This window comes from Bacteroides bouchesdurhonensis, from assembly GCF_900155865.1.
GTDB classification, from domain to species: Bacteria; Bacteroidota; Bacteroidia; order Bacteroidales; family Bacteroidaceae; genus Bacteroides; species Bacteroides bouchesdurhonensis.
Genome location: NZ_LT707006.1, coordinates 4,325,386 through 4,345,759, shown reverse-complemented (window position 1 = coordinate 4,345,759; position 20,374 = coordinate 4,325,386). Strand labels below are relative to the sequence as shown.

The following is a 20,374-nucleotide window of genomic DNA, read 5'->3' as shown; positions in this document are numbered from 1 at the left end:
TATATCATTTGCACCTGAGGTTTTTATGTTGGTTTATTCCTTATTTCTTTTCTTCAACAGTGATTCTATTTCCCCTACTTCTGCGTGGAAGTTCTTATCTACTTCCAACTGCCCTTTTACAGTTTTGCAAGCGTGGAGCACTGTTGCGTGATCTTTGTTTCCGATGAACTTGCCAATCTTTGAAGTAGAGAAATCTGTGTGATTTTTAGCCAGATACATAGCAATCTGACGAGCTTGAACTACTTCTCTTTTTCTGGATTTAGTGTGGATGGCTGATGGCTCTAGATCGAAGTGCTTGCATACTACCTTTAAGATATCATCAATTGTAATTGCTTTAGCTTCGTTGTGAACCACACCATGCACAATGTGTTGTGCCAAATCTAAATCTATTTCCTTGTTGAAAATAGTAGAACGTGCCATAATAGCTATGACGATACCTTCCAGATCGCGGACACTTTCGTTCACATTCTCTGCAATGTAATCAATAACTTCCTCTGGGAACTGCAATCCGTCACGATGAATTTTATTTCGTAAGATGTTTTTACGAAGTTCTACGGTTGGTTTTTCAAGTTCCGCAACCATTCCCCATTTAAAACGAGTCAGCAAACGGTCCTCCATACCCTGCAATAGGATAGGAGCACGGTCGGAAGTTAATATCAACTGTTTTCCGTTCTGATGCAAGTGATTGAAGATATGAAAAAACGTATTTTGCGTTCTGGTCATTCCGGCAAATTCCTGAATATCGTCAATGATCAATACATCAATTGTTTGGTAGAAGTTGATAAAGTCGTTGGTAGTATTGTTTCGTACCGAGTCTGTATATTGAACCTGAAACAGATGTGCTGAAACATACAATACTCTTTTCTCGGGATATAATTCTTTAATTTTAGTTCCGATGGCGTTTGCCAAATGAGTTTTTCCTACTCCGGATGCACCATAAAGGAATAATGGATTAAAAGCTGTACCCGCAGGTTTTTGTGCCACAGCTTCTGCTACGCTTCTAGAAAGTTTATTGCTATATCCTTCAATGAAGTTCTCAAAATTATAGTTAGGGTTCAAATGTGGATCTAATTCCTGAATAACAGGAGCTTTCAGGAAGTTAGGTGCTTTATTGGCATCAGTGATGTTTTTAGGAGTGATAGCTGTAGAACGGTTGCTCGCTTCGAGATTCACAGTCTGATTTGGAATCGAAGTTTTATCTACCATGACATTATACATCAACTTAGTACCTTCGCCAATAGCTTTATATAATGTTTTCCGTAACAAATCCACGAACTTTTCTTCCAGTATTTCATAAAAAAACTGGCTCGGGATCTGTACGATCAATGTTTTGTCCTCATATTTTAATGGAATGATGGGGGCAAACCAAGTATTATATGTCGTTTCAGGAACATTGTCTTTTATGATATCTAAACAGCGGTTCCAAAGCTCGACATGATTTGATTCAATCATAGTGACTTTAATACATTTTATTAATTAAGCAAAACTTCTACGTTTGCAAAATTGGGAATCTTATTCGAAAAAAACAAATCTGTTTTTTCTTGTTTTTAATGAACAAATAATAATGCGTTTACTTTCAGTGACTTATATAATAGTTTAGTAATACCCTAAATGTAATAAGTCTTGCGTTATTATAAGTGCTTGATTATTATGTGATTATATGCTTGCTTATATTTGTTTTATTTACTTCTTCATACATGTTCAAGAATATTGTTTCGGTTTATCGATAGACATTTCAGGCTATTAGTCTTTTTTTATAGAGTCTTTCTTTATTTAGAGTAATTCTATATTAGGAAGATTCTCTTATTTATCTTTTTTGCCGAATAATGAGAAATGGACATAGCGTTTAGGGTGCGCTTTCAGATCTTCCAATAAACTTGCCGCATTTTCAGAGGTTGCGTTTAAGTTATTATACAAAGATGGATCATTGAAAAGTAAACCTAACGTATTGTCTTTGCTATTTAGCTTTTCTGTAAGTATTTTTACGTTAGCCAATGTCTCGTCTATCTGTTTGATAGTGGCGGCATAGTTTATATCCTTCAGGTTATTGCTAATAGTGATGAAATTATCTCCAATAGTATTTAGCTTCCCTGTGAGCTGTGGAATATCTTTGCTCATAAATCCTCTCATTTGTGAGCTTACTACAGCAAGATTGGCAGTGAGGGTTTCCATTGAGTGCAAAGTTGCAGGAATACTCTTGTCATTTAAAGTATTATTGAGAGAGGTAAGGATCGAATCTAATTTGGGTAGCAGTTGCTCGACCTTGGGCATAAGTTTGGCTACATTTTCCATCATACCGTCATTCAGCGTTCCGGGTATGGTATCGCCTACAGCATATTTTTCCCTCGGATTGTTTGCCAGGAGAATATTCATGCGGACACCTCCCATCAGTTCAGAAACAAGTTCTGCAGAGCTTCCTTTAGGAATACGTAACTCAGTATCCAGTTCGACTTCCACAATTACGTTTCCCGGGTTGGAATAATCATAAAAAATCTCGCGTACGATGCCTACACGAACACCATCTGCAAATACAGGACTCGACTTAGTCAATCCATTTACATTTTGAAACTTAGCATAGAAATAGCTTGAAGGCTGGAACATATGGATTCCTTTTAACCAATTGATTCCATAAACAAGCACACATAGAGCTACAATACCTGCAATACCTATTCTGACTTCTTTTGTAATGTACTTCATTTTATTTTTATTTATTTCTTTTCTTTTTAAATTCGGCAATTGCCTCGTTGATATTCATTTTCTCACCATTCCGGAAAGCAATGATGAATGCATCCTTGAATTGTGGAGTGATTGTACGTCTGGTGCGCAATACTTTGTTATAATCAGTAGAAGCACCATAAGTATATTTATAAATTCCTTTTTCTTTGTAATAATCAACTCCTTTTAGCCCTTTCAACTGTTTGTCGTTTTTTGATAAAGGCTTTGAAGAAGTAAGTATTTGTACTTTAAACGTTATCTCACTGTCATTTGTTGTACTCTCTGATACAATGGGGCGTGTGGTTGGTTTAGACTCAATAGTACGAGGCTTTGCTTCAGCCAAAAGTTCCTCTGTTAAAACAGCATTTTCTGAATCATTATCTGTTTGAACAATAACAGGATCGTTTTCTGTTTCTTCCTGTTCAGTTGGAATAATGGTTTTACTACTTCCGGTAAGACGTAGCTCATGTTCTCTTTTGTAATTCAAGAAAGCATTATAAATACCTTTTGCTAGTGTACTCGTACCATTCTCTGAGTTCAGATAACGTTCTTCTTCCGGTGTTGAGATAAATCCTAATTCCACTAGGATGCTTGGCATTGCACTGGCTTTTAGAACGAGAAAGCCAGCCTGATGTACTCCTCGATCTACCCGGCTGCAAGTATGTCGGAATTGTTTCTGAACCAATGAGGCTAGATGTACACTTTGTTCCATATATTTGTCCTGCATGAACTCAAAGATAATGTATGATTCTGCGGAGTTCGGATTAAAGCCTGCATACCTGGTTTGATAATCACTTTCATAAAGGATTACAGAGTTTTCCCGTTTCGCTACCTCTAAGTTGGCGTCCGATTTAGCTAAACCTAATGTCCAGGTAGAAGCACCTTTTGCAGTACGGTTATTGGCTAAAGCATTGGTGTGGATAGAGATAAAAAGATCCGCTTTGGCATTGTTAGCGATTTCTGCTCGACGATCCAATGGAATGAAGACATCCTTTGTTCGTGTATAGACTAATTTTACGTCGTCACAGTTCTTTTTTATCAGATTACCTAGTTTCAGAGCAACATTCAGATTGATATTTTTCTCCTTAGATATTTTTCCTATGGCACCAGGGTCGTGTCCGCCATGTCCGGCATCAATAACTACAGTAAAGCTCTGCCCCCATAGATTGCAGGTACATAGGGGAGAAATAAGTAGCCAGAGGCAAGCTGATATATATAATATGTATGATCTATCTAGTTTCATATTTTAATACGATGCAAATGTAGTAGAAATTTGCAGAAAACTTATGATTTGCTATTAAGTTTTGTGTTTTTTTCGGTTTAATGGTAGCTTTTTTCCTGAAAACTCCGTTACTTTGCGCCCCGAAGATAAAATATGCAGCCATGCTTAAGTTTTTGAAAAATTGGACATTACCAGTTGCAATGCTGGTTGGGACAGTTGTTTATTTCCTGTTTGCCCACGTTTCGTTTCTAGCCCCGGCAAAAACGGCTGTGTGGGTAAGTGTTTCTGTTTTAACTCCTTTCTTGATTTTTGCTCAGTTGTTGCTGACATTTTGCAAGGTTGAGCCTAAAGAATTGAAACCTGTTTTGTGGCATTGGTGGTTACTGTTGTTTCAACTGATATCTTGTTTGCTTGTAGCTGTGGTATTAGTTTATGTCCCTATGCCTGAAGTATACCGTGACGTGTTTGAGGGAGCGATGGTTTGTCTGATTTGCCCTACGGCTACGGCTGCAGCTGTGATAACTGGAAAACTAGGTGGAAATGCGGGAAGTTTAACTACTTATACATTGCTGTCTAATATTTTAGCAGCAATCATCGTTCCTTTGTTATTTCCTATTGTTGAAGTACATTCAAATGTTAGTTTTTTGACGGCCTGTTCGCGTATTCTTATTAAAGTCTTCCCATTGTTGCTTTGTCCTTTTATAGCAGCTTGCTTAATTCGTGTCTTTTTGCCAAAATTACGGACATATTTGGCTAATTTTAGTAATCTGGCTTTTTATCTATGGGGAGTTGCTTTGGCAATTGTTTCCGGTCAGACCGTTCGTTCTTTAGTTAATAGTGACGCGTCCGGGTATGTGAAACTTTTAATTGCTCTGGCTGGTTTAATAACTTGTTGCATTCAGTTTTATTATGGAAAGCGTATTGGTGGGCATTATCAGGAACGTATTAGTGGTGGACAGGCATTAGGGCAAAAAAATACAGTGTTGGCTATTTGGATGGCTTATACATATCTCAATCCGCTATCTTCGGTTGGTCCTGGTTCTTATGTCTTGTGGCAGAACATAATCAATTCTTGGCAGTTGTGGAAGAAAAGAAAAAAGGAAAATTAGAAATTCTATTTTATATATTTGTTCCTAATTACCGAAATAATATATTTTTATTTTTGAAATTACTTCAACCAATTCGGATATCGAAAGATAATAATCTAGTGTATAGACTTAGCTTCTCGATAAATCTCAGCTTGTTTGCCGAACAAGAAGATTATATTCTATTTCGAATAAGAAAGTGTTATATTTTAAGGTGCTTTACAAAAGGGAAAATCAGATAATGATGAAGAAGTTTTTGTATTTTGTTTTAAAGATAACTTCGAGATCGAATATGGAATTGGTTATAAACAAATAATAATTAAGAATATGGAGATTAAAATTAGACAAGAACAAGAGAACGATTATAAAGTTGTATGTGAATTAATAGAACTTGCTTTTAGAAATATGGAAGAAAGCGATCATCGTGAACATTTGCTGGTGGAGTGCTTGCGTAAATCAGAAGCGTTTATACCAGAGCTTTCTTTAGTGGCAGAAAAGAATGGTGAAATTATTGGGCATATTCTGATGACCAAAGTGGAAATCGTGTCGGATGTTAAAACTACTACTTCTTTAGCTTTGGCCCCGGTGGCTGTGTTACCTAAATATCAGAGGCAAGGGGTTGGTGGTACACTGATTTGTGAAATTCATAAACGTGCTGCTGAGTTAGGGTATGGGTCTGCTGTTTTACTGGGCCACAAAGATTATTATCCTAAGTTTGGATATAAAAAAGCGATAGATTTCGGCATTGAATTTCCATTTGAGGTTCCTTACGAATATTGTATGGCGATTGAATTGTTGCCGAATGCTCTAAAAAACGTACAAGGTGTGGTTAAATACTCAAAACCATTTATTAATGAATAACGTTCATAGGAGACTATACTGTATTTCTTCCATTTAAATGGTTAAAAAAAGAACATTTTCTCAGATTTTTGAGACACTATTTTTATCTTTGTTCTAGTTATAAAAAACTGAATACAATGAGAGTGAGCAAGAAAAAAATATTCTGGGGATTTATGTTCCTTATATTAATAGCAGGAGGTATTATTTGTAAAATACGTTGGAAAGTCTGGTTCTATAATAGACCGGAAATAAGTTATGTGCTTACTAATGAACCTCAGCGAGTGATTCTGACTTTTGGAAATGATGGTGAACTTTCCCGTAATGTAAGTTGGGTATGCGGGGGAGTTTCTAAACAGGCAAAACTGGAATATACAAAAATAGGCTCTGGAGATACTCTTTTAATCGATGGCTCTTCTAAATTCCTTAAAACGTTAGGAGGGTTTAGCTATGCTAATTGGGCAAAGTTTAAGGATCTTGCTTACGGGGATTCTTATTCTTATCGAGTTTGGAACGATGACCGGGCTTCTAGCTGGTATTCATTTACTATGCAACCAGATTCTACGGATCACTTTTCTTTTATTTTTGTAGGTGACGTACAGGATACACTACATGGAAAGACACGTGACTTTATGGAAAAAGTGCGTTATCGTTTTCCGCAGGTCGATTTCTATATGCTTGCCGGTGATTTTATTGAACGTCCGATGAATTGTTATTGGGAAGAAGCATATCAGAGTATTGATTCCATTGCTCCCAGCAAGCCTTTATTAGTTTCTCCTGGGAATCATGAATATGTAAAAGGGATTGTAAGAACTTTGGAACAACGTTTCAAATATTCCTTTTCATACTTGTTGGAATCCGAATCTAAAGATAATAATGTGTATTCTATTGACTATAAGGATGCTACTATTATTACCCTTGACAGTAATCGTGATCCTTGGTTTTTATTTTCACAACGTGAATGGTTAGAGAAAACATTGAGGAACTCTGATAAAAAATGGAAAATTGTAATGTTACATCATCCTGTATATTCTATTAAGGGTAAGACAAATAACCTGCCGGTGCGCTGGATGTTCGATCCTTTGTTTAAAGAATATGGAGTTGATTTGGTGCTTCAAGGACATGAACATAACTATGCACGTATGACAAACGAAGAAGGTGATGGCAAAATGACTACACCTGTTTATCTGGTTAGTCATGCTTCTCCGAAAGGATATCGATTGGAGTTCAATGATAAATATGACCGTTTCGGAACTAACCACCGTTTTTATCAGTATATAGATGTAAAGGGAGACACTCTTCGTATACAAGCATTTTTGGAGAATGACTCCCTGTATGATGATATGCAGATTGTGAAAAATGCTTCGGGTGTTCAGGTAACAGATCGTGCACAGAACATCCCCGAAATATTAGAAATGCCTTGGCTGACTGGTAAAAAAGCAAAGGAATTTGAACAAAATGCAGAAAAATGGCGTAAACGTTCTTTAGTACAATAAATATTTCTTTCTCATATTTTGATACGTTTGTAGTTCCTTTTGCCAACTATTACGGATGTCTTGTTCTGAATCACCATTTAGGATGGCTTTGCGAACGGAATTTGTTCCCATAAGTAAATCGAACCACCGTGCACGTGAGAAAAAAGCTTCTCCTTCGCCGGATAGTTGATAGAAATCTAAAAAATAACGAAGAGTAAACCCATGTACATCTGTCACATTGCGTAAATCTTCTCCGTAACAAAGCATCCCTTTATGCATTGGGTTTTTGTCGAATCCGGGCAAAGATTCAGGAGTAAAAGTGAAGCTACCGTATTTTTTATCAGGTGCGCCCAATACCTGAAAAGGAAAGGTTGTTCCACGCCCTACACTTATCTGAGTTGCTTCGAAAGGGCAAAGAGAAGCATATAACCGAATGGATTGTGCATTAGGTAAATTGGGAGATGGTTTTACGGGAAGTATATAAGGTTGCCCATGTTTCCATCCTTTCATCGGAATAACAGTAAGCGGACAAGGGGACTTAGTTGTTGTTATCCAACTTTCTCCATTAATCATTTGCGCCAGTTCTCCTATCGTGCAACCATGGAGAACAGGGATTGGCAACATGCCTACGAAGCTTCGATAAGCAGGCTTTAATATCGGACCTTCTACATAGTCGCATGGATTTGGACGATCGAGCACAATCAGTTCTTTTTGATTTTCGGCACAAGCTTCCATTACATAGAACATAGTACTTATATAGGTATAAAATCGTGCTCCTACATCTTGTATATCGAATAAAATAACATCCACATTCTTTAATTGTGCGCTAGTAGGTTTTTTATTGTTTCCGTAAAGCGAAACGATTGGTATCCCGGTGCAGCTGTCTTTTCCATCTTTTACCTCTTCTCCTGCATCTGCATTCCCCCGAAAGCCATGTTCTGGTGCAAATACCTGAACTACTTGAATATTTAATTTCAAAAGAGTATCGAGTAAGTGAGTCTGTTTTGAACCAACGATAGATGTGTGATTTACAACCATTCCTACTCGTTTACCTTTGAGCAGCGGCAAATATTGCTCGGTACGTTCGGCACCTGTAATCACTTTTCCAAAGATCGACGCTGGAAAGGCTGTGAATGCCAGTATTGAAAGAATGAGGAAGAATCTGGTTTGCATATCAGTAAATTTTTGTAATATTGCACAAAAATATTCATTTATCCATAGGAAAACAAGTTATAAGTAGTAAAGAATATGAATCCAAATGAAATCATAGATAAATATTATCCGCAAGATAGTGCACTGAGATCAGTTTTATTGATACATAGTTATGCTGTAGTCCATAAAGCAATGAAAATAATAGATGCTCATCCGGAACTTTCTTTAGATCGTAATTTTGTGCGCGAAGCAGCACTTTTGCATGATATAGGTATTTTTCAGACCGATGCTCCTGCTATTCATTGTTTAGGGTCCCATCCTTATATTTGCCATGGTTATTTAGGTGCTGACCTCTTGCGTAGTGAAGGATTTCCGCGTCATGCATTAGTTTGTGAACGTCATACGGGTGCCGGACTGTCCTTGGAGGAAATTATTGAACAGCAACTTCCGATTCCTCATCGTGATATGCTTCCCATCAGTTTAGAAGAGCAATTGATCTGTTTTGCTGATAAGTTCTTTTCGAAAACGCGCCTTGATGAAGAGAAATCTGTAGAAAAAGCCCGGAAGAGTATTGCAAAGTATGGTGAAGAAGGCCTTATACGCTTCAATAGATGGTGCTCTCTCTTTTTATAGCACTAAAAAATAATTAAATAACGAAGATTCGCACGTATAATTGATGAAGATTGTGTACTTTTGCCACTTCAAGCGTAAACTATTAGTTAATGGCGCCATTGAAAGTAAAAATAATTATATCATTCATACTGCTGATTGTCTTACTGATGCTTCCCGACGAGGCTATGTCCCAACGTCGAAGAAGGGGGATGATTGACTCCAACACTGCACAAAAGGACTCCTTACAGGGGAATGATTCCCTGAAAGCAGATACAGTGACGGTGCAAATTGACTCTTTGCCACCAGCACAGAAGAAACAACCGCTCGATGCGCCGGTTGTTTATGAATCTAATGACTCTACTGTCTTTACTTTAGGAGGTGCCGCTACATTGTATGGTGGTGGAAAAGTTAATTATCAGAATATTGAGCTTACTGCAGAAGTAATTTCCATGAATCTGGATAGTAGTACGGTTCATGCCTATGGTATTAACGACTCTGCCGGGGTGATAAAGGGGAAACCTGTATTTAAGGATGGAGATACGGCATATGATACAGAAACGATTCGTTATAATTTCAAGTCTAAAAAAGCTGGTATCACAGATATTGTTACTCAACAGGGAGAAGGCTATGTGACGGGTAATAAGGCAAAGAAAGGTGCTAATGATGAAATCTTCATGCAGGATGGTCGGTATACGACTTGTGACCACCATGATCATCCGCACTTTTACATGCAGCTGACTAAAGCAAAAGTTCGTCCTAAGAAGAATGTAGTAACAGGACCGGCTTATCTGGTAGTTGAAGATGTTCCTTTGCCTTTGGCGGTCCCCTTTTTCTTCTTTCCATTTTCCAGTAGTTATTCTTCAGGCTTTATTATGCCGACCTATATGGATGACTCCAGTCGTGGATTTGGTTTGGCTGAAGGAGGATATTACTTTGCAATCAGCGATATGATGGACTTGAAGTTAACGGGAGATATATTCACAAAAGGTTCATGGCGATTGTCGGGATTGACTAATTATAACCGACGTTATAAATATTCCGGTACCTTGCAGGCCGATTATCAGGTTACAAAGACTGGAGACAAAGGAATGCCCGATTATGCTGTTGCCAAAGACTTTAAAATTGTATGGAACCATCGTCAGGATGCAAAGGCTAGTCCTAACAGTACGTTCTCGGCGAGTGTAAACTTCTCAACGAGTAGTTATGAACGTTCCAATATCAACAACCTTTATAACTCTCAGTTGCTGACTCAGAATACTAAAACATCAAGTATCAGTTATTCACGTAGTTTCCCCGATTTGGGTTTGACGTTGTCAGGAACCAGTAATATTGCGCAGACCATGCGTGACTCTTCTATTGCAGTGACTCTGCCGGATCTTAATATCTCATTAAGTCGTTTGTTTCCGTTCAAGCGGAAAAAAGCAGCGGGAGCCGAACGTTGGTATGAAAAGATTTCTGTTAGCTATACCGGACGTATGACAAATAGTATCCGTACTAAAGATGATCGTTTGTTCAAAGCCGGATTTAGTGAATGGGAGCATTCGATGAACCATAACATTCCAGTTAGTGCTACTTTTACCTTATTCAAATATTTTCAGGTTTCTCCTTCGGTGAATTATACAGAACGTTGGTATACCCGTAAGGTAGATCAGGTGTATGATATGGAAAAACATCGGTTAGATCCGTTAATGAATGATACTATCAATGGTTTCTATCGTGTGTCCAACTATTCGGCCAGTTTGAGTTTGAGTACTAAGTTGTACGGTATGTATAAACCTCTTTTTATGAAGAAGAAGGAAATACAACTTCGCCATGTTTTTACTCCGCAGGTAAGTCTTAGTGGTGCTCCTGGTTTTAGTAAATATTGGGAAGAGTATACAGATTATAATGGGGTGACACAGTACTATTCTCCTTTCAGTGGACAACCTTATGGAGTTCCTTCACGCGAAGGTTCCGGAACTGTGAGCTTCTCTGTATCGAATAACTTGGAAATGAAGTATTACGATGCGAAAAAGGATACATTAAAGAAAGTGAGTTTGATTGATGAGTTCGGTATGGGCATGTCATACAATATGGCTGCAAAGGAAAGGCCTTGGAGTGATCTGAGTATGAACATCCGTTTGAAGCTGACTAAGAACTATACTTTTAATATGAACGCATCGTTTGCTACCTATGCCTACACTTTCGATAAAAATGGTAACGTAGTCACTGGTAATCGTACGGAATGGTCTTATGGACGTTTTGGTCGTTTCCAAGGATATGGCTCTTCTTTCAACTATACCTTGAATAATGATTCTTGGAAGAAATGGTTTGGCCCGAAAGATGATGTGGAAAAGGACAAGAACAAGGATACTGAAGATGATGATGAAGAATCGGAGGGTATAGAAGGAGGAAAGAAAGAAAAGAAGGTTGAAAAAGCACAAGCGGACCCAGATGGTTATCAGGTATTTAAAATGCCATGGTCTTTAAGTCTTAGCTACTCTTTTAATATTCGTGAAGATCGTACGAAACCCATTAACCGTTATTCTATGCGGTATCCGTTTACTTATACTCATAATATCAATGCGAATGGAAATGTAAAGATCTCCAATAACTGGTCACTTTCGTTCAATACAGGTTATGATTTCCAAGCGAAAGAAATAACACAAACTTCATGTACAATCTCACGTGACTTACACTGTTTTAATATACAGGCGAGCCTGTCTCCGTTTGGACGTTGGAAATACTATAACGTTACTATTCGTGCCAATGCAAGTATTTTGCAGGATTTGAAATACGAACAGAGAAGTCAGACTCAAAGTAATATCCAGTGGTATTAGTACATTCTAGATCAGTCTTTTCTAATAAATAAGAGAGATTATATCAGGTAAGCAATAGATCTTTGATGATAACGACGGACACCAATTAAAGGACTGAAAATGCAAACCTACCTTTAAATAAAAAACGAAGCTAGAATAGAATCCAGCTTCGTTTTTATATTATATATTATCTTAAAGAGTGGTGCTTTTACCAAACGATTTCTGTTTCTCCATGTGATTTCAAGTATTCATTTGTCCGGCTAAAGTGTTTATTCCCGAAAAAGCCATTATAGGCTGACAGGGGAGAAGGATGTGCTGAACTAAGTACTAAATGTTTATTACGGTCAATAAATGCACCTTTTCGTTGGGCATACGCTCCCCACAAGATAAATACGATATGCTCTCTTTCTTCTGCTAATGCGCGGATAGCTGCATCAGTAAATGCTTCCCAGCCGCGGTTTTGATGTGAACCGGCCTGATGGGCACGTACTGTTAAAGTAGCATTGAGCAATAATACGCCTTGTTGGGCCCAGCGAGTTAAGTTTCCAGTAGCAGGTGTTTCAGTTCCCAAATCTGCCTTTATCTCTTTAAAAATATTAATCAGAGAAGGAGGGAAAGGTACGCCATCATTTACCGAGAAGCAGAGCCCGTGAGCTTGTCCCGGTCCGTGATAAGGATCCTGACCGATAATAACCACTTTTACTTTGTCGAAGGGACAAAGATTAAAAGCATTGAAAATGAGTTTTCCCGGAGGAAATATTTGATATTGACTGTATTCGTTTCTAACGAATTCTGTTAATGTTCGAAAATAATCTTTTTCAAATTCAGGTTGTAAATGTGTTTTCCAACTTTCTTCTATCTGTACATTCATGGTTATTATATAAGGTGTATATCAAGTTCTTCACATTCTTTACGCATATCTTCGGGCCAAATGCTAGCCTGTATTTCTCCGATATGAGCTTTACGAAGGTAGAACATACACAAACGGGACTGTCCGATACCGCCACCGATAGATAAAGGAAGAGTATCGCTCATCAATCGTTTGTGGAAATAAAGTTCTAATCGTTTTTCTTCATTTTCTTCTTTTAGCTGGCGTTGCAATGCCTCTTTATCCACACGAATCCCCATGGAAGACAATTCGATGGAACGCTGTAGAACCTCGTCCCAAAGTAAGAGGTCACCATTAAGGCCGGGCAGGTCATTCAGACCGGTAGAAGTATAGTCGTCATAATCCGGAGCACGTCCATCATGCTTCTTTCCATCGCTTAGTTTGCAACCGATGCCGATAATAAATACAGCTCCATATTTCTGGCAAATGGCATGTTCCCGACATTTAGGTTCTAAATTCGGATAAAGCTGGCGTAACTCTTCAGAGTGTATAAAATGCAATTTTTGTGGTAAGCAAGGTTTGATTTGCGGATACATCTCATAAACCATGTATTCTGTACGAATCATAGCTGCATAGATGCGATTAACAATCTCCTTCAGGAAATCAATATTTCTATCCTCATTGGTGATAACGCGTTCCCAATCCCATTGATCCACGTAAAGAGAGTGAAGGTTTCCTAATTCTTCGTCCGAACGAATAGCGTTCATGTCGGTATAGATACCATATCCCGGCTCGATGCGGTAATCTGCTAAGGTGAGCCTTTTCCATTTTGCCAATGAATGCACTACTTCAGCTTGTGCATCTCCAAGATCCTTGATTGGGAATGAAACCGGACGTTCTATTCCGTTTAGGTCATCATTGATCCCCATTCCTTTCAGTACAAAGAGGGGAGCGGTCACACGTCTTAAGCGTAGCTCGGATGACAAGTTCAATTGGAAGAACTCTTTTATCTGTTTTATTCCTAACTCGGTCTGCTTTAGGTCGAGCAATGGTTTATAGTTCTTAGGTTTTATCAAGTAACTCATAGGTTTATTGAATGTTAATTGTCGGCAAAGATAGAAATAATATTGATATATGTATTGCATATTCTCTAAAATATTGTCAATTTGATAAAGTATCTACCATATATGTATTCAAAATAACAATATGATGTATAAGATAAACTTATGATAAATGTAATAAATAGCATCTGATCATCGTTTTTGGGTTAATAGTTTGTTGGGAGAGTGAGATAAATTGTGAAAGATAGGAACATTGATAGGTTTTATTCCTATGTATTTGAGAAATAAAGGTATGCTGATAAAATGAAGATTTTATTAGGAAGATGCGAAGATTTTTTATACTTTTGCCCACACATTTAGGAAATGATCTCGTAACTTAGTGAATAGAGTGTCAGACTCCGATGCAAGAAAATATTTAGAGTTGGGTTGTGAGAGTACAATTTGTGAGCTCAAAATATGGATTAAGGTAACTGGTGTAAAAACGATATAGGCACCTGTAGTTCAATGGATAGAATACAAGATTCCGGTTCTTGAGATGAGGGTTCGATTCCCTCCGGGTGTACAACGCAAAAGCTAACTTGTAAAAGTTGGCTTTTGTTGTTTATACACATGTTGTTATATAATTTGCGTTTCTAAAGTTTATATTGCTTACAAGAATTAACTTCTTGACACTTGCAACCCTTCGTCTGATAATGACATTTCTACAAAACGTGCACGTGGGTTAGGAGCTTGTTCGGTAAGTATTCGTCGGATCTTGCCGGCTGCTTCCGGATCTTTGGCTACCATATATAAATATCCACCACCTCCTGCACCGGGAAGTTTGCATCCAGACGTATAATCTTTGATCTGGTCGATAATAGCTTTCACTGCCGGAGGATTGGTACCACTGTCCAAAGCTTGGTTTTGTATCCAAGTCTTGTTGATTAAACGTCCGAAGTTGTTGAAGTCTCCCCGTAAAATAGCTTCACTCATATCCAGTGCATGTGCTTTCATTTCTGCAAGTAATCCAAGATGTATGCCTGAATTCAGAAACATAGAGCTGACTATCTCTGATAGAATTCCTTTGGCTGTACGAGTGATTCCTGTGTAATAGAGTAAGTGGCAGTTCCGGTAGTCGGGCCGAACGAAAAGTTGGTCGGGAAGCCAGCGTACTAATGGAGTTTGTTCAAAACCTGTTTCCGATTGAAGTAATTTTACTCCTGGAAAGACTCCTCCGTATTGATCTTGCCATCCGCCTCCTGTGGTTAATAATTGTTCTAATACTAGCGTATAATTGCAAATGTCATTTTTGTCCCATGCCAAACCGCAGAAGTCATTGATAGCTCCAAGTACGGTAGAGGCTAGAATAGAACTAGTGCCTAAACCTGATCCCGCCGGTATAGCAGCTAATAGAGTAATTTCAAGTCCTGAACCAAAAGATTTTAGTTGATCTTCTAAAGAAACATAAGACTCTGCTGAAAATATCGGCGCGAAACCGGCTAATGTAAGTGCTGCCTTAGGAATGGAAAAAGGAGAACCTACTTTCTTGTAATCCTGCAATTCTTCATAGTTTCTGATAATCTCCATAGCCCCCATATCAATGGAACGGAGAACAATATGAAAATCGTTGCATGGTTTGATATATACCTGTAACGGCGGTTGTCCGTTCAACTCGATAGCAAGATTGACTACATTTCCTCCTGAATAAAGAGAGTAGGGAGGAGTATCTGTCCATCCTCCTGCAATGTCAATTCTTACCGGGCTGCGCCCCCATACTATTTGATCGGAATACACATTGAGTTTCGGTTGGTTCTTTCGCTCTGCAACTGCTCCTAACAGGCTGTCCCGAAGAAGTTGGAAAGCAGCTTGTTCTTCTTCCTTATAATTGATGTCATTATGCAGTTTCATGATACGTGCCCGTAGCATTCGGTTATGGATGCGTATCATTGGTGCTGTTGTTTCCTTTAAAATGTCGGGAGTTGGCAGATTCTGGTTTGCAAACTCTGTGGCAGCATCTTGTAAATCCAGTTGGTAGAAGATACTTTTCTCATAGTTGGCAGCCAGTCCTTGCCAGTTGTTTCGTCGGTAAGCAGCACGTTGTTCATAAAGACGCTTTAAATTTGCTTTTGCTGATATCTCGTCAGCAGATAACTTTTCTGCTTGCATCCAAAGCCTTTTTCCCTCTTCAAGTTGAGGTTCGGAAGTCATCCAACGCACTAAGATGCCGAGTTCTTCTATTGAATTTGTAACGGGAAAGATAGAAGCGGCCTGTAAGTCATCTTTACGTCCTTTCAGATAATCTAAAGATAATCCTCTTTCTTTCATCCATTGCAGGAAGGACTTACCGAGAAATGTAGTTGTTTTGCAGGCAAGTAATCCTTTGAAAACATCATCCAGTCCGTAAGGTCTTGCCACGAAGTCACTCTCTTCTATCGGAACAATATCGATACAGACTCCATCCGGTAGGCTGATATTCCAATGATTCTCAGGGATACCGGTGATAATTTGACAGGAACCGATCCTCCATCCTTCTCCTATATGGCTGTTTTCTATCCATAAATTCGCATTATCAACTGACAAGGATATTTGTGTGATAGAGTTTTGTATGAAGATGGCCGGATTGGGCTTCACTTTCCGGTGCATAATCTGCCTTTGGTCGCGTACTTTATCTTGTATGGTTAGAGTCGAAGAAATTAGCTCCCGACTTGTTCCATAATGATAAAATTCTCCGCCTGGGAGAGGAAGTATAGCTACTGAGAGCTCATTTATCTCTTTATCTGCGATTTTAGGGTGTTTCCCTAAAGCCAGTCCATAATCCGAATATAAATCGTAATAATTGATTTCTTCTGTTCCTTCTTTGAAGGAACGTTTCATTAACAATTCTATGGCTCGGTCACTCAATATCCATATACCGATATCCATCAGGAAAAGATGTGATTTGGATAAGTTCTCTAATTCTACCAATGAAGGTTTTTGTAACATGAAATCGAGCACATCCGGATTTTTTCGATCGGACACAAATACACCATGGTGGGTTGCTAACGAAGGATTTACCCATAAGCCATAGCATACGACATCTACATCAGGAATCTTTTGCAAAGGTTTCTCCGAACGGATGTATACGTCTCCACTTGCAATCAGAGTATTGAGACTATCCGGTGTCTGTTGCATGATTTTCTCATAAAGAGGAAGTTGTAATGAAAGCAAGTTCTGACTAAGCTTCTGACCTCGTTCCCAACTAAAAACCGGTATTGGAGTTAATATCTTTCCTGAAGGTGCATATCCGGGTAGACGACGACTTTGTCCTCCCGCATGGAGTAATATTCTTTTCTCTTTTCCTATCCACTGGCTAAAAGATTCTTGCGGAGCAGATTCCTGATGACAGGTCTGTAATAACCAAGTAGTTCCACCGCCCGAACCTAATTTACTTCCTATCGGATCCGATGTGCAAAACCAATCTGTGTGATCAACATTTTCCAGTTCATGAAAACAATTGATTAAGTTCGGAGGCAAGGATAGTAACTTTTGCATAGTAATGTTGGGTTGTTATCCGATCTTGCTTATTTTCTTTAGTCTGTCTTCATCTATAATCTTGATTTTCCTTCCATCGACGGTGATCAAGTGTTCCGTTGCAAATTGAGAAAGGGTACGGATAGCATTAGATGCAGTCATATTGGATAGACTAGCAAGATCTTCGCGTGAAAGATAGATACTTAAAGTAGAACCATCCTCTTCCAAACCATAATTCTCTCTCAGGAAGAGTAAAGATTCTGCGAGTCGTCCACGAATATGTTTTTGAGTAAGATTGACTGTACGTTCATCAGCAATACCTAAATCAATAGAAAGTTGGCGGATAAAGAACATTGCCAGATCATTATTCAGGGAAATTAAAACGGTAATAGCATTCAAGGGAATCAGACAAACTATCGAGGGTTCAAAAGCGGCGGCAGCGGTAACGAAATCTTCTTTGGCGAAATAAGCGCGGTAAGCAAAGTATTCTCTGGGTTTGATCATGCGGATGATCTGGCATCTACCTCCTACACCGTTTATAAAGATTTTGACTTTACCTTTAATGAGACACATCAGATGGGTGGGTCTTTCTCCTTCGCAATAGATGGTTTCGTTTTTTTTGTAGGTCTGAATTGTGTAATTGTTCATCAGATACTCCTTCTGCTCATTGTTCAAAGGAGCTAACAAATCGGACAAAGGCTCCGAAATATTGATGTCTGATATGTTTATTTTTACCATTGGTGCTACAAAACTGTGTTATACAGCACAAAAGTAGAAAGAAAAAATGAGAAAATGAACGAATCTATAAAAAGATTGCACAAAAGGGACCTCTTTCGTGCAATCTTATTTTTCTCTTTCTTGTTTACTTATTTAGTGAATAAAAGTTCCCTATATTTAGGTAAAGGCCATATTTCGTCGTCCACTTCCATTTCAAGATGATCAATATGATCGCGGATTTTGTCGAGGTACGGACGTACCTTTTCTTCATATTCAAATGCCTTTTCCTTGTAGTTCTCTTTATGGTTGGCAACTTTACGTGCCTCAGTCATATCATGTACTAATACTTTTATAGCAGTTACACGGTGAGAAATCTCACGTATCAATTCTTTGCGGTCGGCACTTAATACCTCAAACTCCTCAGGAGAGAAGATTTCTTTCAGTCCTCTTAAATTCTCGAGCAAACGATTCTGGTATGCGACAGCTGTCGGAACAATATGATTGATAGCAAGATCCCCTAATACACGACTTTCTATCTGTACCTTCATCGTATATTTCTCCAGTTCCACTTCCAGACGGCAATTCAATTCCGTTTCATTGAAGATACGTTCACCGATAAGAACAGCTTTTGACTGGTTATCGACATAGTGCATCAGAGCTTGTGGTACGTGACAAATATTAGTTAGCCCGCGACGTGCAGCTTCTTGTTTCCATTCTTCCGAATAACCATCCCCTTCAAAACGGATGGGTTCGGAAGCAATAATTGTTTCTTTCAGCAGACGGAAAATCGCTTCGTCTTTACCTACCCCTTCTTCCATCAGTTTTTCTACCGAAGCGCGGAATTCATTCAGTTGGTTTGCCATAGCTGCATTGATGGTTATCATGGCAGCAGCACAGTTTGAAGAAGAACCGGCAGCACGGAATTCGAAACGATTTCCGGTGAAAGCGAAAGGAGAAGTACGGTTACGGTCTGTAGTATCGAGTAGAATTTCAGGAATACGTCCGATACCGAGTTTCAATGTTGTTTTCTCTTCCGGAGTCATCTTCTCGTTTCCTACCTGGCGGACAATTTCGTCCAATGTAGCCGAAAGTTGTTTTCCCAAAAAGCAGGAAAGGATGGCAGGAGGAGCTTCGTTAGCTCCTAACCGGTAGCTATTACTGGCACTCATGATAGAGGCACGTAGTAAATCCTGATTTTTATATACCATCATCAATGCATTCACCAAGAAGGTAAGGAATAACATATTACCTTTCGGGTTCTTGCCCGGAGCAAACAAGTTGATGCCGGTATCGGTACAAAGTGACCAGTTATTGTGTTTGCCGGAACCATTTACACCACTGTATGGCTTTTCGTGTAACAATACATTAAAATGATGTTTGCGTGCGATTCGTTTCATCAGATCCATAACGAGCTGATTATGGTCGTTCGCCAAATTACAGTTCTCGAAAATAGGAGCTAATTCAAATTGATTGGGAGCTACTTCATTGTGTCGGGTTTTGGCAGGGATTCCCAGTTTATGACATTCTATTTCCAGCTCCTTCATAAAGGCAGTGACGCGTGGAGGGATTGAACCGAAATAATGGTCTTCCAATTGCTGGTCTTTGGCAGATGAATGCCCCATTAATGTTCTTCCTGTCAGGCAGAGATCAGGGCGTGCATTATATAAGGAAGAGTCTACAAGGAAATATTCCTGTTCCCAACCAAGATTAGTATATACACGTGTTACGTTCTTATCGAATAACTGACAGACTTCAGTAGCAGCTTTATCTACGGCTGCAAGTGCTTTCAACAAAGGAGTTTTGTAGTCGAGTGCTTCACCGGTATAAGAAATAAAAATGGTTGGGATACAAAGAGTTGTATCTACAACGAATGCAGGAGACGAAACATCCCATGCTGTATATCCGCGAGCTTCGAAAGTATTACGGATACCACCGTTCGGGAAAGAAGAAGCATCCGGTTCTTGCTGTATAAGAAGCTTTCCGGAAAAACGTTCAATCACTCCACCTTCTTCACTGAACTCAATGAAGCCATCGTGCTTTTCGGCCGTCCCGTCTGTCAGAGGTTGGAACCAGTGTGTGTAGTGAGTCACATTAAGTGATTTAGCCCAACTCTTCATACCGTTGGCAACCAGGTCCGCTACTTCCCGACTGATAGGTGTACCTTTTTCAATGGCATCAATTACAGCCCTGTAAGCTTCTTTCGGAAGATACTCCTGCATCTTCTTGCGATCGAACACATGGCTACCATAATAATCTGAGAGTTTGTTGGAAGGGGCAGTTACTTCCAGAGCTTTCCGATTGGAAAGTTGTTGCAAAGCAAAAAATCTCAATTTGGACATAAATAGTCTAACTTTTATCGGTTGATGGCGCAAAATTATATGT

General features: G+C 38.9%; 14 protein-coding genes and 1 tRNA gene. 6 read left to right on the top strand and 9 right to left on the bottom strand.

All coding sequences use genetic code 11. The features are described 5' to 3' along the window. Window positions 1-33: 33 nt before the first annotated feature. From dnaA to CZ225_RS19035, 3 genes are all read right to left on the bottom strand, one after another. The gene (dnaA, locus tag CZ225_RS19045; RefSeq protein WP_077155051.1) at window positions 34-1,452 is read right to left on the bottom strand and encodes a chromosomal replication initiator protein DnaA; all 1,419 of its coding nucleotides are present in this window, start codon (window positions 1,450-1,452) and stop codon (window positions 34-36) included. Window positions 1,453-1,803: 351 nt separating this feature from the next. Continuing rightward, window positions 1,804-2,697, bottom strand: coding sequence for an MlaD family protein (locus CZ225_RS19040; RefSeq protein ID WP_077155894.1), 894 nt, complete (start codon window positions 2,695-2,697; stop codon window positions 1,804-1,806). Between the two features lie 7 nt (window positions 2,698-2,704). Continuing rightward, the gene (locus CZ225_RS19035) at window positions 2,705-3,958 is read right to left on the bottom strand and encodes an N-acetylmuramoyl-L-alanine amidase family protein (RefSeq protein WP_077155050.1); all 1,254 of its coding nucleotides are present in this window, start codon (window positions 3,956-3,958) and stop codon (window positions 2,705-2,707) included. 80 nt (window positions 3,959-4,038) lie between these two features. Between CZ225_RS19035 and CZ225_RS19030 the strand changes: the two genes are divergently transcribed. The 3 genes from CZ225_RS19030 to CZ225_RS19020 all read left to right on the top strand — a co-directional run bounded on the left by CZ225_RS19030 (window position 4,039) and on the right by CZ225_RS19020 (window position 7,355). Then, window positions 4,039-5,046, top strand: a complete 1,008-nt coding sequence (locus tag CZ225_RS19030; RefSeq protein WP_083714674.1) for a transporter — start codon at window positions 4,039-4,041, stop codon at window positions 5,044-5,046. A 303-nt stretch (window positions 5,047-5,349) separates the two neighbouring features. Beyond that, on the top strand, window positions 5,350-5,883 hold the full coding sequence (locus CZ225_RS19025) for a GNAT family N-acetyltransferase (RefSeq protein ID WP_077155048.1): 534 nt from the start codon (window positions 5,350-5,352) through the stop codon (window positions 5,881-5,883). A 116-nt stretch (window positions 5,884-5,999) separates the two neighbouring features. Next, a complete protein-coding gene (locus CZ225_RS19020; protein WP_077155047.1) occupies window positions 6,000-7,355 on the top strand; it encodes a metallophosphoesterase family protein in 1,356 nt (451 codons plus the stop codon). On the opposite strand, the gene CZ225_RS19015 is transcribed toward CZ225_RS19020, so the two are convergent. Then, window positions 7,344-8,507: an exo-beta-N-acetylmuramidase NamZ family protein gene (locus CZ225_RS19015; protein WP_077155046.1), complete on the bottom strand. Its 1,164-nt coding sequence runs from the start codon at window positions 8,505-8,507 to the stop codon at window positions 7,344-7,346. The two genes, CZ225_RS19020 and CZ225_RS19015, sit on opposite strands and share 12 nt — an antisense overlap. Window positions 8,508-8,582: 75 nt before the next feature. On the opposite strand from CZ225_RS19015, the gene CZ225_RS19010 reads away from it, so the two are divergent. After that, window positions 8,583-9,119, top strand: coding sequence for an HD domain-containing protein (locus tag CZ225_RS19010; protein ID WP_077155045.1), 537 nt, complete (start codon window positions 8,583-8,585; stop codon window positions 9,117-9,119). A gap of 89 nt (window positions 9,120-9,208) precedes the next feature. Further along, on the top strand, window positions 9,209-11,917 hold the full coding sequence (locus CZ225_RS19005) for a putative LPS assembly protein LptD (protein ID WP_077155044.1): 2,709 nt from the start codon (window positions 9,209-9,211) through the stop codon (window positions 11,915-11,917). A 187-nt stretch (window positions 11,918-12,104) separates the two neighbouring features. Here the strand turns inward: CZ225_RS19005 and CZ225_RS19000 are convergent, their stop codons facing one another. Further along, window positions 12,105-12,767 carry a uracil-DNA glycosylase gene (locus tag CZ225_RS19000; protein ID WP_077155043.1) on the bottom strand — a complete coding sequence of 221 codons (663 nt, stop codon included), beginning with the start codon at window positions 12,765-12,767 and terminating at the stop codon, window positions 12,105-12,107. 5 nt (window positions 12,768-12,772) lie between these two features. Continuing rightward, complete coding sequence (gene asnA, locus CZ225_RS18995; RefSeq protein WP_077155042.1) at window positions 12,773-13,810, bottom strand: aspartate--ammonia ligase; 1,038 nt, start codon at window positions 13,808-13,810, stop codon at window positions 12,773-12,775. Between the two features lie 466 nt (window positions 13,811-14,276). Between asnA and CZ225_RS18990 the strand changes: the two genes are divergently transcribed. Beyond that, window positions 14,277-14,348, top strand: a tRNA-Arg gene (locus CZ225_RS18990). Between the two features lie 95 nt (window positions 14,349-14,443). Here CZ225_RS18990 and CZ225_RS18985 read toward each other — a convergent pair. The 3 genes from CZ225_RS18985 to CZ225_RS18975 form a co-directional block, all read right to left on the bottom strand. Beyond that, window positions 14,444-17,296: a bifunctional fucokinase/fucose-1-phosphate guanylyltransferase gene (locus CZ225_RS18985; protein WP_077155041.1), complete on the bottom strand. Its 2,853-nt coding sequence runs from the start codon at window positions 17,294-17,296 to the stop codon at window positions 14,444-14,446. A 15-nt stretch (window positions 17,297-17,311) separates the two neighbouring features. Further along, on the bottom strand, window positions 17,312-18,013 hold the full coding sequence (locus CZ225_RS18980) for a Crp/Fnr family transcriptional regulator (RefSeq protein WP_077155040.1): 702 nt from the start codon (window positions 18,011-18,013) through the stop codon (window positions 17,312-17,314). Window positions 18,014-18,141: 128 nt separating this feature from the next. Further along, the gene (locus CZ225_RS18975; RefSeq protein WP_077155039.1) at window positions 18,142-20,331 is read right to left on the bottom strand and encodes a glutamine synthetase III family protein; all 2,190 of its coding nucleotides are present in this window, start codon (window positions 20,329-20,331) and stop codon (window positions 18,142-18,144) included. Between the last annotated feature and the right edge of the window lie 43 nt (window positions 20,332-20,374).

Bases quoted from the DNA above. Each gene is read 5' to 3' on its own strand.
- dnaA (WP_077155051.1), bottom strand. From the start codon at position 1,452: ATGATTGAATCAAATCATGTCGAGCTTTGGAACCGCTGTTTAGATATC.
- CZ225_RS19040 (WP_077155894.1), bottom strand. From the start codon at position 2,697: ATGAAGTACATTACAAAAGAAGTCAGAATAGGTATTGCAGGTATTGTA.
- CZ225_RS19035 (WP_077155050.1), bottom strand. From the start codon at position 3,958: ATGAAACTAGATAGATCATACATATTATATATATCAGCTTGCCTCTGG.
- CZ225_RS19030 (WP_083714674.1), top strand. From the start codon at position 4,039: ATGGTAGCTTTTTTCCTGAAAACTCCGTTACTTTGCGCCCCGAAGATA.
- CZ225_RS19025 (WP_077155048.1), top strand. From the start codon at position 5,350: ATGGAGATTAAAATTAGACAAGAACAAGAGAACGATTATAAAGTTGTA.
- CZ225_RS19020 (WP_077155047.1), top strand. From the start codon at position 6,000: ATGAGAGTGAGCAAGAAAAAAATATTCTGGGGATTTATGTTCCTTATA.
- CZ225_RS19015 (WP_077155046.1), bottom strand. From the start codon at position 8,507: ATGCAAACCAGATTCTTCCTCATTCTTTCAATACTGGCATTCACAGCC.
- CZ225_RS19010 (WP_077155045.1), top strand. From the start codon at position 8,583: ATGAATCCAAATGAAATCATAGATAAATATTATCCGCAAGATAGTGCA.
- CZ225_RS19005 (WP_077155044.1), top strand. From the start codon at position 9,209: ATGGCGCCATTGAAAGTAAAAATAATTATATCATTCATACTGCTGATT.
- CZ225_RS19000 (WP_077155043.1), bottom strand. From the start codon at position 12,767: ATGAATGTACAGATAGAAGAAAGTTGGAAAACACATTTACAACCTGAA.
- asnA (WP_077155042.1), bottom strand. From the start codon at position 13,810: ATGAGTTACTTGATAAAACCTAAGAACTATAAACCATTGCTCGACCTA.
- CZ225_RS18985 (WP_077155041.1), bottom strand. From the start codon at position 17,296: ATGCAAAAGTTACTATCCTTGCCTCCGAACTTAATCAATTGTTTTCAT.
- CZ225_RS18980 (WP_077155040.1), bottom strand. From the start codon at position 18,013: ATGGTAAAAATAAACATATCAGACATCAATATTTCGGAGCCTTTGTCC.
- CZ225_RS18975 (WP_077155039.1), bottom strand. From the start codon at position 20,331: ATGTCCAAATTGAGATTTTTTGCTTTGCAACAACTTTCCAATCGGAAA.